This window comes from Rahnella sp. GSA61A (genome assembly GCF_019969905.1).
GTDB lineage: Bacteria > Pseudomonadota > Gammaproteobacteria > Enterobacterales > Enterobacteriaceae > Rahnella > Rahnella aceris.
In genome coordinates, this window is record NZ_JAHXYO010000006.1 from 20352 (window position 1) to 35340 (window position 14989).

The 14989-nt window shown below is 51.3% G+C and carries 14 protein-coding genes; 9 read left to right on the forward strand and 5 right to left on the reverse strand.

What is annotated here, in order from left to right:
- Nucleotides 1-95 precede the first annotated feature (95 nt).
- The gene (locus LC431_RS09690; RefSeq protein WP_013575913.1) at nucleotides 96-347 is read right to left on the reverse strand and encodes a YciN family protein; all 252 of its coding nucleotides are present in this window, start codon (nucleotides 345-347) and stop codon (nucleotides 96-98) included.
- Nucleotides 348-810: 463 nt separating this feature from the next.
- Between LC431_RS09690 and topA the strand changes: the two genes are divergently transcribed.
- From topA to acnA, 3 genes are all read left to right on the forward strand, one after another.
- On the forward strand, nucleotides 811-3408 hold the full coding sequence (gene topA / locus LC431_RS09695) for a type I DNA topoisomerase (RefSeq protein WP_013575912.1): 2598 nt from the start codon (nucleotides 811-813) through the stop codon (nucleotides 3406-3408).
- Between the two features lie 350 nt (nucleotides 3409-3758).
- Entirely contained in the window at nucleotides 3759-4733 is a 975-nt protein-coding gene (gene cysB / locus LC431_RS09700) for an HTH-type transcriptional regulator CysB (protein ID WP_013575911.1), read from the forward strand.
- A gap of 190 nt (nucleotides 4734-4923) precedes the next feature.
- Nucleotides 4924-7596 carry an aconitate hydratase AcnA gene (gene acnA, locus LC431_RS09705; RefSeq protein ID WP_013575910.1) on the forward strand — a complete coding sequence of 891 codons (2673 nt, stop codon included), beginning with the start codon at nucleotides 4924-4926 and terminating at the stop codon, nucleotides 7594-7596.
- Between the two features lie 107 nt (nucleotides 7597-7703).
- On the opposite strand, the gene ribA is transcribed toward acnA, so the two are convergent.
- Nucleotides 7704-8294, reverse strand: coding sequence for a GTP cyclohydrolase II (ribA, locus tag LC431_RS09710; protein WP_015690066.1), 591 nt, complete (start codon nucleotides 8292-8294; stop codon nucleotides 7704-7706).
- Between the two features lie 290 nt (nucleotides 8295-8584).
- Between ribA and pgpB the strand changes: the two genes are divergently transcribed.
- The 3 genes from pgpB (at nucleotide 8585) to lapB (ending at nucleotide 11096) form a co-directional block, all read left to right on the forward strand.
- Nucleotides 8585-9340 (forward strand): phosphatidylglycerophosphatase B, encoded by a 756-nt coding sequence (gene pgpB / locus LC431_RS09715; protein ID WP_013575908.1) that lies wholly within the window; start codon nucleotides 8585-8587, stop codon nucleotides 9338-9340.
- Between the two features lie 268 nt (nucleotides 9341-9608).
- On the forward strand, nucleotides 9609-9920 hold the full coding sequence (locus LC431_RS09720) for a LapA family protein (RefSeq protein WP_013575907.1): 312 nt from the start codon (nucleotides 9609-9611) through the stop codon (nucleotides 9918-9920).
- A 6-nt stretch (nucleotides 9921-9926) separates the two neighbouring features.
- A complete protein-coding gene (lapB, locus tag LC431_RS09725; RefSeq protein ID WP_013575906.1) occupies nucleotides 9927-11096 on the forward strand; it encodes a lipopolysaccharide assembly protein LapB in 1170 nt (389 codons plus the stop codon).
- 94 nt (nucleotides 11097-11190) lie between these two features.
- Here lapB and LC431_RS09730 read toward each other — a convergent pair whose 3' ends face one another.
- Entirely contained in the window at nucleotides 11191-11478 is a 288-nt protein-coding gene (locus LC431_RS09730; protein WP_015690064.1) for an Arc family DNA-binding protein, read from the reverse strand.
- A 191-nt stretch (nucleotides 11479-11669) separates the two neighbouring features.
- On the opposite strand from LC431_RS09730, the gene pyrF reads away from it, so the two are divergent.
- Together pyrF and yciH are read left to right on the forward strand one after the other, a co-directional pair.
- Nucleotides 11670-12398, forward strand: coding sequence for an orotidine-5'-phosphate decarboxylase (pyrF, locus tag LC431_RS09735; protein WP_121019237.1), 729 nt, complete (start codon nucleotides 11670-11672; stop codon nucleotides 12396-12398).
- 12 nt (nucleotides 12399-12410) lie between these two features.
- Nucleotides 12411-12740, forward strand: coding sequence for a stress response translation initiation inhibitor YciH (gene yciH / locus LC431_RS09740; RefSeq protein WP_013575903.1), 330 nt, complete (start codon nucleotides 12411-12413; stop codon nucleotides 12738-12740).
- Nucleotides 12741-12970: 230 nt separating this feature from the next.
- On the opposite strand, the gene osmB is transcribed toward yciH, so the two are convergent.
- Complete coding sequence (osmB, locus tag LC431_RS09745) at nucleotides 12971-13189, reverse strand: osmotically-inducible lipoprotein OsmB (RefSeq protein ID WP_013575902.1); 219 nt, start codon at nucleotides 13187-13189, stop codon at nucleotides 12971-12973.
- A 272-nt stretch (nucleotides 13190-13461) separates the two neighbouring features.
- Between osmB and araD the strand changes: the two genes are divergently transcribed.
- Nucleotides 13462-14157: an L-ribulose-5-phosphate 4-epimerase gene (gene araD, locus LC431_RS09750; protein ID WP_015690062.1), complete on the forward strand. Its 696-nt coding sequence runs from the start codon at nucleotides 13462-13464 to the stop codon at nucleotides 14155-14157.
- A gap of 43 nt (nucleotides 14158-14200) precedes the next feature.
- Here araD and LC431_RS09755 read toward each other — a convergent pair whose 3' ends face one another.
- A complete protein-coding gene (locus LC431_RS09755; RefSeq protein ID WP_015690061.1) occupies nucleotides 14201-14944 on the reverse strand; it encodes a DNA-binding transcriptional regulator YciT in 744 nt (247 codons plus the stop codon).
- Nucleotides 14945-14989: the final 45 nt, after the last annotated feature.

Here is a 14989-nt window from a genome sequence, read left to right on the forward strand (position 1 = left end):
ATAAAATAAAAAGGGACGAATGTCCCTTTTTAATCCTGCGGATTAAGCCCCGCCGTTTACCGGTGGTGTATACCTTTATTAGCGATTGTTTTATCTCAATCTTCGAGATGGTATTTTTCTGAAAAAAGATGAGCCAGGTGTTTAAACATATTAAATACCGCAGTGGTTTTTCTGGTCGGTAAACCGTCTTCATCCATGAAAAACTCCCCGCGGAAAACCAGCACATTGCCTTTCTGCTCAACCTCTGTCGCCAGCATTCCATGCATGTAATCTTCGTGCTCACGGATAACCTTATTCGCTTCGACCAGTAAAGCTTCGCGACTAATTGCCGATGTATTTTCGTGCATGATATTTACTCCCCACTATAATTGCTGACGTTATTGTAATCCTGACGCAGATAAAACCGCAAATCTGCTGGGGGTAATCTGCTTAATCGCTCTGGTTATAATTTGAGCACCTTTATAAAAAACGGGCGCGTATTGGCGAAAAGGGCCTTTCCGTGTTAATTAGTTTGCGTGACGATTTTTATCAGGTAGAGTGTGGGATTTTGTGGCTTCAGGTGGAATGTTTTGTTTACGCTTGGTCATTATTTGACTTAAAAATGGGCGCATTCTGCTGAGCCCTGTCTGGTTAATCCCTCGCAGAATCAGTGTTTTGAACCTCTGGAAGTCAGTTCGCTCCTTCTTTTAAAGAAATCAGTTGACGTTCTGACTCACTGCCGCAATATAAAAAAAGACGTGATATTGTGCCGCGGCATAACTAGACAAAATCTTCTTCAGATGATGAAGAATCATTCAGGTAAAGGTAATTATGGGCAAAGCTCTCGTAATAGTTGAGTCCCCGGCAAAAGCCAAAACGATTAATAAATATTTAGGAAATGACTACGTTGTTAAGTCCAGCGTTGGTCATATCCGTGATTTACCGACCAGTGGATCCGCTGCTAAAAAGACCGCCGACTCAACCGAAGAAAAAACAAAGAAAAAAGTAAAAAAGGATGAGAAAACCGCGCTGGTTAATCGCATGGGCGTCGATCCGTATCACGGTTGGGAAGCACAATACGAAATACTTCCGGGTAAAGAAAAAGTTGTTGCTGAGTTAAAAGCGTTAGCGGAAAAAGCTGACCACATCTATCTCGCAACCGACCTTGACCGCGAAGGAGAGGCGATTGCCTGGCATTTGCGGGAAGTGATTGGTGGTGATGACAAACGTTTCAGCCGTGTCGTTTTTAACGAAATTACCAAGAACGCGATTCAAAACGCCTTTAAAGAACCTGGCGAACTGAATATTGATCGTGTGAATGCTCAGCAGGCGCGTCGTTTCATGGACCGCGTGGTGGGTTACATGGTTTCTCCGCTGCTGTGGAAGAAAATTGCCCGTGGTTTATCCGCAGGTCGTGTTCAGTCCGTGGCAGTGCGTCTGGTCGTCGAGCGTGAGAAAGAAATCAAAGCGTTCGTGCCGGAAGAATACTGGGAATTGCATGCGGATTTGCTGGCGAAGAAAGAAACCGCGCTGCAAATGGAAGTCACGCATCATCTCGAAAAACCGTTCAAACCGGTCAATAAAGAACAAACTCACGCGGCCGTTTCGCTGCTTGAAAAAGCGCGTTACACCGTGGTGGATCGTGAAGACAAACCGACCAGCAGCAAGCCGGGTGCGCCTTTCATTACTTCCACACTGCAACAGGCGGCCAGTACGCGTCTGAGCTTCGGTGTGAAGAAAACCATGATGATGGCCCAGCGTCTTTACGAAGCCGGTCATATTACCTATATGCGTACGGACTCCACTAACCTGAGTCAGGACGCCGTGGAAATGGTGCGCGGCTATATTGGCGAGAATTTTGGTGATAAATACCTGCCGAAAGCGCCGCTGCAATACAGCAATAAAGAGAATTCTCAGGAAGCGCACGAAGCGATTCGTCCTTCTGACGTGGCCGTGATTTCAGAACAACTGAAAGATATGGAAGCGGATGCTCAACGTCTGTATCAGCTAATCTGGCGTCAGTTTGTGGCCTGTCAGATGACACCGGCTCAGTACGACTCCACTACGCTGACGGTGAAAGCGGGCGATTACTCTCTGCGCGCCAAAGGTCGTACGCTGCGTTTTGATGGCTGGACCAAAGTCATGCCGGCGTTGCGTAAAGGCGACGAAGACAGAACCTTGCCGGCGATCGAAGTGGGTACGGATCTGGAGCTGCAACAACTGCTGCCCACCCAGCATTTCACCAAGCCGCCTGCGCGTTTCAGCGAAGCGTCTCTGGTTAAAGAACTGGAAAAACGTGGCATTGGCCGTCCGTCTACCTATGCGTCGATCATTTCGACCATTCAGGACAGGGGTTACGTTCACGTTGAAAACCGTCGCTTCTACGCAGAAAAAATGGGGGAAATCGTTACCGATCGTCTGGAAGATAACTTCCGTGAATTGATGAACTACGATTTCACCGCACGTATGGAAGACGGGCTGGATCAGGTCGCCAACAACAAGGCGGAATGGAAAGCCGTTCTGGATGAATTCTTCACTGAATTCAGTAAGCAGCTGGAAACTGCTGAGAAAGACCCGGAAGAAGGCGGTATGCGCCCGAATCAGATGGTGTTGACCAGCATTGAATGCCCGACCTGCGGACGTCCGATGGGGATCCGTACCGCCAGCACTGGCGTGTTCCTCGGTTGTTCCGGCTACGCCTTGCCGCCGAAAGAGCGCTGCAAAACCACCATCAACCTGATTGCTGATGCCGAAGTGCTGAACATTCTGGAAGGTGATGAAGCCGAAGCCAACGCGCTGCGTGCGAAGCGTCGTTGCGTCAAATGCGGCACGGCGATGGACAGCTATCTCATCGATAATCAGCGCAAATTGCATGTTTGTGGTAACAACCCGGAATGTGATGGCTATGAAATCGAAGAGGGTGAGTTCCGCATCAAGGGTTATGACGGCCCGATTGTTGAGTGCGAAAAATGTGGCTCTGAAATGCACCTGAAAATGGGACGTTTCGGTAAGTACATGGGCTGTACCAACGACGAATGCAAAAACACCCGTAAGATTTTGCGAAACGGTGACGTTGCGCCGCCGAAAGAAGATCCGGTTCCGCTACCGGAATTGCCGTGTGAGAAATCAGACGCCTATTTCGTGCTGCGTGACGGTGCGGCAGGGGTATTCCTGGCTGCCAACACGTTCCCTAAATCGCGCGAAACCCGTGCGCCGCTGGTGGAGGAACTGAAGCGCTTCAAAGACCGCTTGCCGGAAAAACTCAGCTATCTGGCCGATGCGCCGGTGGCCGATCCGGAAGGCAATAAATCAATGGTGCGTTTCAGCCGTAAAACCAAGCAGCAGTATGTATCTTCAGAAAAAGACGGCAAAGCCACTGGCTGGACCGCTTTCTTTGTCGACGGTAAGTGGGTCGAAGGCAAAAAATAATTATCGCCGTCATACCTTAAGCTGTTAAGCAGTTGTAAAAAACCAGTCTTCCGGACTGGTTTTTTTATTGCATTAAGATCTATCATCGCGGAGTTATGCGTGTTTTTATTATCAGTCTGCGACAGTCCTCGATTATCGTTATGTTCTTCGGGTATACATGACGCTAATAATGGATATAATTGTTATATAAAATTTATTCTTATGCACTTAAGTAATAAGTTAATGCGTCTGGGGCATAAAAACGGTGCGTTCACAGACTTCCGGTAGTCGATAAAAAATCATTTCCAGACTGTTCAGCCAACGGATGAACAGGGATGGCGACAGGGTTTGAAACCAGGGTGGTATGAGATATGAAATTGCAGCAACTGCGCTACATCGTAGAGGTTGTTAATCACAATCTGAACGTCAGTTCGACGGCAGAAGGCCTGTACACGTCGCAGCCTGGGATCAGCAAACAAGTGCGGATGCTGGAAGATGAACTCGGGATCCAGATTTTTTCCCGCAGCGGTAAACATCTGACACAGGTCACGCCGGCAGGGCAGGAAATCATCCGTATTGCCCGTGAAGTATTGTCTAAAGTGGATGCGATCAAAGCTGTTGCTGGTGAGCATACCTATCCGGACAAAGGTTCGCTGTATGTCGCGACGACGCATACGCAGGCGCGTTATGCCTTACCGAATGTGATTAAAGGCTTTATCGAGCGTTATCCGCGCGTTTCATTGCATATGCACCAGGGGTCGCCGACGCAGATTGCTGAAGCAGTTTCAAAGGGCAATGCGGATTTTGCTATCGCCACCGAAGCGCTCCATCTGTATGACGATCTGATCATGCTGCCTTGCTACCACTGGAACCGTGCCGTGGTGGTTCAGCCTGATCATCCGCTGGCAGGTAAAGAGAAAGTCACCATTGAGGAACTGGCAGCTTATCCGATTGTGACCTATACCTTCGGCTTCACTGGTCGTTCAGAACTGGATACCGCGTTTAACCGCGCCGGTCTGACGCCACGCATTGTATTCACCGCCACCGATGCTGACGTCATCAAAACCTATGTCCGCCTGGGGCTGGGCGTCGGTGTCATCGCCAGCATGGCAGTGGATCCGGTTCAGGATCCGGATCTGGTGACCGTGGATGCGAGTGATATTTTCACCTACAGCACCACCAAAATCGGTTTCCGTCGCAGTACATTCCTGCGCAGCTATATGTACGATTTTATCCAGCGCTTTGCGCCGCACCTGACACGTGATGTGGTTGATACCGCTATTTCCCTGCGCTCCAACGAAGACATTGAAGAAATGTTCAAAGATATTAAGCTGCCGACAAAATAAGTCGTCATCCTCTATTTTTATCTCCCTGAGATCCCGCCGCATCCTCACCGAAGCGGCGGGATTTTTTTTGCCTGATGATCAGTTTGAGCTGTTATCAAAATGTTAACGATAATTTGTGTTATCTTTAACTATGCACTTATAAGCCAGCGGGTTATTACTCATGGCCACGCTGAGCGCTAAAGGAGAAGCTATGTCGTCTATTCGCAAGAACAGTCTGGATAAGCTGGCAGTCCGGGAGAAAGAATTTTACTACTACAGCCTGCCACTCGCTGCCAAAACGTTGGGTGATGTTCAGCGCCTGCCAAAATCCCTCAAAGTTTTACTCGAAAATTTACTGCGCCACGTTGATGGTGACACTGTCACAGAAAGCGATCTACAGGAACTGGTCGAATGGCAGAAAACCGGTCATGCCGACCGCGAAATTGCTTATCGTCCGGCGCGCGTACTGATGCAGGATTTTACGGGTGTACCTGCCGTGGTGGATCTGGCCGCGATGCGCCAGGCGGTAAAACGCCTCGGCGGGAATGTCGAACAGGTAAACCCGTTGTCGCCTGTTGATCTGGTCATCGACCACTCCGTCACAGTGGATGAATTCGGTGATGATGAGGCGTTTGGTGAGAACGTTCGTCTCGAAATGGAGCGCAACAACGAGCGCTATCAGTTCCTGCGCTGGGGGCAAAAAGCCTTTAACCGTTTCCGCGTAGTGCCGCCTGGCACGGGTATTTGTCATCAGGTCAACCTGGAATATCTTGGACAAACCGTCTGGTACGAAGAGCAGGATGGCAAAACGATGGCCTATCCCGACACGCTGGTCGGAACGGATTCACATACCACGATGATTAACGGTCTGGGGATTCTGGGCTGGGGTTGCGGCGGTATCGAAGCCGAAGCCGCAATGCTCGGACAGCCGGTTTCCATGCTGATCCCGGACGTTGTGGGTTTCAAACTGACCGGTAAATTACGCGAAGGCATTACCGCGACGGACCTGGTGTTAACGGTCACCCAGATGCTGCGCAAACACGGCGTGGTGGGAAAATTTGTCGAGTTCTATGGTGATGGCCTTGCCGATTTGCCGCTGGCTGACCGCGCGACCATCGCTAATATGTCGCCGGAATTCGGCGCGACCTGCGGCTTCTTCCCGGTGGATGATGTGACACTGAGTTACATGAAGCTCAGTGGCCGCAGCGACGAACAAATCGATCTGGTAAAAGCCTATTCGCAGGCCCAGGGTTTATGGCGTAACGCCGGTGACGAGCCGGTCTTCACCAGTACACTTGCGCTGGACATGGGAGACGTTGAGCCGAGCCTCGCGGGGCCGAAACGTCCCCAGGATCGCGTTGCGTTGCCTGATGTGCCGAAAGCGTTCAAAGCGGCGACTGAACTGGAGTTGGGTAACAGCAAGCCGGGGCGCAGCGATAAAGAAAGTTTCACGCTGGAAGGGCAGCATTATGCGCTGACCACCGGCGCGGTAGTGATTGCGGCAATCACCTCTTGTACCAACACGTCAAACCCAAGCGTGCTGATGGCCGCTGGTCTGCTGGCGAAGAATGCCGCCGAAAAAGGTCTGGCCAGTAAGCCGTGGGTGAAAACCTCACTGGCGCCAGGTTCCAAAGTGGTGACCGATTATCTTAATGCCGCCGGTCTCATGCCGCATCTGGAGAAGCTGGGCTTTAATCTGGTGGGCTATGGCTGTACGACCTGTATCGGTAACTCCGGGCCGTTGCCGGAACCGATTGAGTCGGCGATCAAGGCCGGTGATTTAACCGTCGGGGCCGTGCTTTCCGGCAACCGTAACTTCGAAGGGCGTATTCATCCGCTGATTAAAACCAACTGGCTAGCCTCACCACCGCTGGTGGTGGCCTATGCGCTGGCGGGTAATATGAACGTCGATCTGACGACGGATCCTCTGGGTGAAGGTGCTGATGGCAAACCGGTTTACCTGAGAGATATCTGGCCGTCGGCTAACGATATCGCCAATGCGGTTGCGCAGGTGACCACGGAGATGTTCCATAAAGAGTACGCCGAGGTGTTTAACGGCGATGCCAGCTGGCAGGCGATTCAGGTCGAAGGCACGCCGACCTATACCTGGCAGGAAGACTCCACCTATATCCGCCACCCGCCGTTCTTCAGTGATATGAAGGCGGAACCTGATGCGCTGGAAGACATCAAAGATGCGCGAATTCTGGCGATTCTGGCGGATTCAGTGACCACCGACCACATTTCACCTGCCGGGAATATCAAGGCCGAAAGTCCGGCTGGTTTGTATCTGACCCAGCACGGCGTCGAGCCCAAAGCGTTCAACTCCTACGGCTCGCGGCGCGGTAACCATGAAGTGATGATGCGCGGGACGTTCGCCAATATTCGCATCAAAAATGAAATGGTGCCGGGCGTGGAGGGCGGATATACGCGTCATATTCCGTCGCAGGACCAACTGGCGATTTACGATGCGGCGATGCGCTATCAGCATGAAAGTGTGCCGACCGCGGTGATTGCCGGTAAAGAATACGGTTCAGGTTCAAGCCGTGACTGGGCGGCGAAAGGGCCGCGTCTGCTTGGGGTACGTGTGGTTATCGCAGAATCATTCGAACGTATTCACCGCTCGAATCTGATCGGGATGGGGATTTTACCGCTCGAGTTCCCGCAGGGTGTGACGCGCAAAACGCTGAAACTCACGGGCGATGAACAGATCAGCATCAGCGGGTTACAAACCCTGACGCCGGGGCAGGATGTTGCAGTGCATATCACGTTTGCTGATGGTCATACTGAAACAATTGATGCACATTGCCGTATCGATACCGGCAACGAACTGACCTATTTCCAGAACGGCGGCATTCTGCATTATGTGATCCGCAAAATGCTGTAAAACCGCTTCTCCGGCCAATAAAAAAGGTTCATCGCGGTTAAGCGTGAACCAATAGAAAAGGGCGCCTTCTTAAGGTGCCCTTAATATTTGGATCGGACTATAAATCCTTACTTGTCGAGCAGATGGCCCATTTTGGCGGCTTTGGTCGACAGGTAGCGTTCGTTTTCCGGATTACGGCCGACGATCAGCGGGACGCGTTCTGTAATGTTAATACCGGCTTCAGTCAGAATTTCGACTTTCTTCGGATTGTTGGTCAGCAGGCGTACGGAATCGACACCCAGCAATTTGAACATGTCGGCGCACAGCGTGAAGTCGCGTTCGTCTGCGGCGAACCCAAGCTGATGGTTGGCTTCGACGGTGTCGTAACCTTTGTCTTGTAAGGCATATGCGCGGATCTTATTCAGCAAACCGATGTTACGGCCTTCCTGACGGTGATACATCAGGATGCCACGACCTTCTTCGGCGATATGATTCAGTGCGGCTTCGAGCTGGAAACCGCAGTCACAGCGCAGGCTGAATAAGGCATCACCGGTCAGACATTCGGAGTGAACGCGCGCAAGAACCGGCGTTTCACCGGTGATGTCGCCAAAAACTAACGCCAGGTGGTCGTGCCCGGTGGCCAATTCTTCAAAACCCACCATCAGGAAATCGCCCCAAGGTGTTGGCAGATTGGCTTCTGCCACCCGTTTCAGCTGCATTTTATGCTCCAAAAAAACCACAAATAGTCTTTATTTACAGTAAGTATTTTACTTGTTGATGCGCATCCTACTTTCTGATGCGGCCTCTGGATAGGGAATCGGTGCCTTTCCATCACGACAGGGCATCATTTTGCCACAGTTTGGGTCACATTTTAGCGGGAATATTTGAACGATTAGTTCATAACTTATGAATTATAACCGCTTCTTCAACAACTCACGCTAAAGGAATGTTAAGCAATCACAACGTTGATACACTCCAACTCTTTTTACGCATGACTGAAGGGACGACTATGTTTGATATCGCCAGGCGCACCGCTCTCGGGGCTGTTCTTTTGTTACTGATGCCCGCAGCGGTGTGGATAAGCGGCTGGACGTGGACACCGGGTGGTAATCCCGCCGTGCTGCGTCCGCTTTATTGGGTCACGGAAACGGTGAGTGAACCATGGGGAATCATGACGACTGTGATCCTCTGTGGCTGGTTTCTGTGGTGCCTGCGATTTCGGCTTAAACCGGCCATCGGGCTGGTGGTGATCATCACCTTGTCAGTGCTGGCCGGTCAGTATGTTAAAGACTTTATCAAAGCCGAAGTCCGCGAACCCAGGCCGTATGTCGCATGGCTGGGGACGGATCATCAGATGAACGTCGATGAATTTTATGCCCGGAAAAGTAAAGCGCGTGCCCGGCAGGTGAAAGAGGTGCTGGGCGACAACGTGCAAATCCCGCACTGGCTGAATAAAAGCTGGCAGAACGACACGGGATACGCATTCCCTTCTGGCCACACGATGTTTGCCGCAACCTGGGCTTTACTCGGTGTCGGGTTATTGTGGCGGCGTAAACACTATAAAACGGTCACCGTGCTGATGGTGTGGGCGGTGGTGGTGATGGGCAGCAGACTGATGCTCGGCATGCACTGGCCACGTGACCTGATGGCATCTGTGGGCATCAGCTGGATCCTGGTAATGCTGGCCTGCTGGCTGACGGAGCGCTATGTCGGGCCGCTAACGCCACCACCAGCAGAAAACCAGGAAATCAGCGAGCGTGAATAATCCCTGTTTTTTTGATTTCATACCGTCTGAAATCTCAGGGGGTTCCTGGTGAACCCTTTAATTCATGGTTTTCATCCCCATATACATTCCATAGCCTTAATTGTCGTGGTGGTCACGACACCACACTAAAGTCGAATGAAGTTGCTACAGACGGCATTTAAACCCTCCGCAATGTTTCCCTGCTTTGTTCGGAAATGCTAACTTATTAGGTCGGGACGCGAGTTTTTGGCATAATTCATCCGGTACACCCGGCATTACAGGAATGAATGTGAAATATCTGCTGATTTTTTTATTTTTGCTGGTCATCGTTGTGATTTCTATCACTCTGGGTGCCCATAACGATCAGACTGTGACCTTCAATTATTTGCTGGCACAGGGTGACTATCGTGTTTCGACACTGCTTGCTGTGCTGTTCGCTACCGGTTTTATTCTTGGCTGGATAATCTGTGGTTTGTTCTACCTGCGTGTACGTCTGTCTCTGGGGCGCGCCCAGCGTAAAATCAAACGCCTGGAGCAGCAAATTGAACCCGCGGCTGTCGTTACGCCGCCAGCAGCATCTTACGATGTCAGCAAGGAATAACCCTCTATGTTAGAACTGCTGTTTCTGTTGTTGCCCGTTGCGGCCGCCTATGGCTGGTACATGGGGCGCAGAAGTTCTCAGCAGGACAAACAGGAAAATGCTAACCGCCTGTCGCGTGAATACGTCGCGGGGGTTAACTTCCTGCTTTCCAATCAGCAGGATAAAGCGGTCGATCTGTTCCTCGAAATGTTGAAAGAGGACAGCAGTACAGTCGAAGCGCACCTGACTCTGGGCAACCTGTTCCGCTCCCGTGGTGAAGTCGATCGTGCGATCCGTATCCACCAGTCGCTGATGGAAAGTGCTTCGCTGACTTTCGAACAGCGCCTGCTCGCCGTACAGCAACTGGGTCGTGATTACATGGCTGCCGGTTTCTATGATCGTGCGGAAGACATGTTCAACCAGCTGGTGAAAGAGCAGGATTTCCAGTTGTTTGCGCTGGAACAGTTGTTGATTATTCATCAGGCCACCAGCGACTGGCAGAACGCCATTGATGTGGCGGAACGTCTGGTCAAGCTCGGCAAAGAAAACCGCCGTAAAGAAATTGCGCATTTCTGGTGTGAACTGGCATTGCAGGCAATGGTGTCTGAAGATTTCGATAAGGCGACCGGCTTGCTGAAAAAGGCGGCGGCAGCGGACAAACTCTGTGCCCGTGTCTCCATTATGCAGGGGCGGATTTTACTGGCGCAGGGCGATTACCGCAAAGCGACAGAGGCCTTACAGCGGGTGCTGGAGCAGGATAAAGAGCTGGTCAGCGAAGCGTTGCCGATGCTGCAGGAGTGTTACCAGAATCTTGACGATACGCTGGCATGGGCCGAGTTTCTCAGGCGTTGTGTGGATGAAAATACCGGCGCCACAGCAGAACTGATGCTGGCCGAAATCATCCAGGATGAAGAAGGGCGTGAGACCGCGCAAAACTATATCAACCGTCAGTTGCAACGCCATCCGACCATGCGCGTGTTTCATCACCTGATGGATTACCATCTGGCGGATGCGGAAGAAGGGCGTGCGAAAGAGAGCCTGGTGTTGCTGCGGGATATGGTGGGTGAACAGATCCGGACGAAGCCACGCTATCGCTGTCATAAATGCGGCTTTACCGCGCATTCACTTTACTGGCATTGCCCGTCATGCCGTGGCTGGGCGACGATAAAGCCAATCCGGGGCCTGGATGGCCAATAAGTTTCCCCGTCATACTTCGGGTTGCAGATGCGTTTGTCGCCTTCCTGCAACGTGAATTATTTAGGGGAAACCGCAGTATATTTTAAATCGACTCTTACTTCTTCTTGCTGCTCGCCTTGCGGGCATTAAGCAACGTCCGCAATTTCTTGATTTCTTTGGTGGTCAGCGCGGGTTCAGTCTCTTCTGCAAGATGCTGATTATCAATTTCGTGTTCTGTGGCTTTAGCGGCTTTTTTACCTTTGGGCGCAGCAGGGTTAAAACTCTCTTCCAGGCGTGCCGCAACTTCTGCACTTAATGAATGTTCTGCTTCCGCAGCGGCGTTTTTGATCAGTTCTTTCAATTCAACCGGAATTTTAACGGTCAGGGTTGTTATCTCACTCATTTTTCTGCCTTTCCTTAGAGTAAAAGTAACAAGCTAAGCCAGCCTTGTTGCATCGTCTAGTGCATCACAAAAATTTAATAAAAATGTCACATTAGGTGTAGCTGTGAATTCAGTGGTTTGCCATGTAAAATATCGGCGGCAAAAATTATATTATTTCTTCCTGACGTAAAAACTGACAAGAGGCTGACGAGATGAAGTCCGAAAATAACACTAACAACAAAGACTTAAATACTTCACCGATTGTTGTCGCTCTCGATTATGCCGATAAATCCTCCGCACTGGCGTTTGCTGACAAAATCGATCCGCGTGATTGCCGTCTGAAAATTGGCAAAGAGATGTTCACTCATTTTGGTCCGCAGATGGTCAAAGATCTGCAGACCCGCGGTTTCGACGTCTTTCTGGATCTGAAATTCCACGACATCCCTAACACTACTGCGCGCGCTGTGGCTGCTGCGGCAGATTTGGGTGTCTGGATGGTGAATGTGCATGCCAGCGGCGGTGCGCGCATGATGACGGCGGCCCGGGAAGCGCTGGCACCGTTTGGAAAAGATGCCCCCTTACTGATTGCCGTCACGGTGCTGACCAGCCTGGAAGACAATGACCTGGCGGATTTAGGTATTGAACTTTCTCCGGCTGATTATGCTGAACGTCTGGCGCGCCTGACACGCGACTGCGGCCTCGATGGCGTAGTGTGTTCCGCGCAGGAAGCGACCCGTTTTAAATCTGCTCTCGGGCAGGCGTTCAAACTGGTGACGCCGGGTATCCGCCCGGCTGGCAGCCAAGCCGATGATCAGCGTCGCATCATGACGCCACAGGAAGCGCTGGCGGCGGGCGTGGATTACATGGTGATTGGCCGGCCGATCACGCAATCTGCCGATCCGGCGCAGACCCTGCGTGAAATTCTGGCATCACTGCGCTAAGAAGGAAAAACCATGAGCAATGACAGCAACAGCCGTTTAGTGTATTCGACCGACAGCGGCAGAATCGATGAGCCCAAAGTCGTGGCTGAGCGTCCGAAAGGTGACGGCATTGTGCGTATTCAGCGCCAGACCAGCGGGCGCAAAGGGAAGGGCGTGTGCCTGATCACCGGTGTCAGTCTTGATGATATTGAACTGGAAAAACTCGCTGCCGAACTGAAAAAGAAATGCGGTTGTGGCGGTGCGGTGAAAGACGGCGTGATTGAGATCCAGGGTGACAAACGCGATCTGCTTAAACAACTGCTGGAAGCGAAAGGCATGAAAGTGAAACTGGCGGGGGGCTGACCTGTCTGTAAACGATCACTGACCGTTTATAATAAGATGCTGCATCCGCAAAGGTGCAGCATCTTGCTTTAGCTTTTAGAGATATCACAACGCGAAAGCACGTTGTTTGTCATCCATCTGATGACAATAAAGTTGACCTGAAAAACAACCCAATCCTATTTTTAGCTTTATTCGTTGCTTAACGCTTACGTTTTTGATGCCAGTTAAATAGAACTTATCTCCCGGTTGTTTTACTTACTGACCTGATGTCCGATGATACCACCCACTGCAGCGCCACCTAATGTCCCTAGGGTACTGCCGTCAGTCAGAACTGCACCACCCAGCGCACCTGCACCCGCACCGATTGCGGTGTTGCGGTCACGCTTAGACCAGTTACCACAAGCGCTGACAGACATTGCCAGAGTCAGAACCAGTGCGATACTGGCAACACGTTTATTCACGAGCATCATAATTTTTCTCCTATCCAGACGCAGTTGTGCATCCGTTAATTAAAAATAGTGAAATTGATATACATTCACTAGGTGAATAATCTTAATTCACCAAGGATGCTCTTTCTCACCACACAAAAGACTAAAAAGCTGGACAAACATTCAACGGTTTGTGGAACAAATGGGCACTTTTACGTTTGCAGCAGATCTGTACGCACTCTTTAGCGATTTCCCCCATACCTGCACACACCCGTCACCCAGACAATAAAGCCTCGTAATAAGAGGAAACCAAGATGCTAAAGCAACTGAAAGAGCAGGTATTAGAGGCCAATCTGGCACTGCCTCGCCATAATCTGGTGACCTTTACCTGGGGAAATGTCAGCGCCGTTGACCGTAAACTTGGGCTGGTCGTGATTAAACCGTCGGGAGTGGAATACGACCACATGGGCGTGGACGACATGGTGGTGGTGGAACTGGAGACCGGCAAAATCGTCGAGGGCAGCAAAAAGCCTTCTTCCGATACCGATACCCACCGGGTACTGTACCTGAATTTCCCGGAAGCAGGGGGTATTGTTCATACGCATTCGCGCCACGCAACCATCTGGGCGCAGGCCGGTTTGGATATTCCCGCCTGGGGCACCACGCACGCGGATTATTTCTACGGCAACATTCCCTGCACGCGGCTGATGACCGAAGAGGAAATCGCCGGACGTTATGAATGGGAGACCGGTGAAGTCATCGTTAAAACCTTCGCGGAAAGACATCTGTCGCCGGCAGACATTCCGGCTGTACTGGTGCATTCGCACGGGCCGTTTGCCTGGGGGAAAGATGCCGATAATGCCGTGCATAACGCCGTCGTGCTGGAAGAGGTCGCCTACATGGGCATTTTCTCCCGCCAGTTAACGCCGCAGTTGCCGGATATGCAGCCGCAATTACTGGATAAGCATTACCTGCGTAAACATGGCAAGAATGCCTACTACGGCCAATAATCCCCTGAAACCCGAATTATCGGGGGAGACAGATAAGGATAGGTCAGCCGACCAGGCTGACCTTAATCCCGGCAGCGGAAAGTTGCTGCTGATATTCAGGGGATAATTTGTCGTCAGTGATGACCCGGCTGAAGGCGCTGACCGGCCCCAGCGGGTTAAGATTTATTTGACCGAATTTCGATGAATCCGTTAGCACGATATTTTCCGCACCTTTAGCCACGACCGCATTCACCACATCAGCACGTAACATGTCCCGGCCGGTAAAGCCGGTGGTATCGGTGAAGCCGTCGATGCCCATGAACGCTTTACTGAAATTCATTTGTTGCAGACACATTCTGGTCAGCGGGCCGACCACCGTCTGACTGGTTTTCTGATACATCCCGCCGAGCAGAACCACGTCACAGGGCATACTTTTCAGCAAAGAGGCGACATAACCGCTGACGGTAATCACCGTCAGGTTCTTCTTATCGGCAAGATATTGCGCCAGCAAGGCGATGCTGCTGCCACTTTCGAAAAATACCGTTTCGCCGTCCTGGATCAGGGATGCCGCAAACTTCGCCAGTTTCTGCTTCTGGGCAAAATTCGACATCATGCGGGTATCCACGTCATCGGTCTGGATAGCGACGGCAAAACCGTGCGCACGGCGCAGATAATGTCGCTGTTCCAGTAGCGTAAGATCGTGGCGGATCGTCACTTCTGACACCTGACAAATCTGTGACAACGCACTGACGCTGATGCGCTGCTTATCGTTTACCCATTGCAGAATAACTTGTTGTCTGTCGTTCATAACCGCCCAAAATACGGGCAGCCTGCGCCGCCCGTTGAAAGTTAA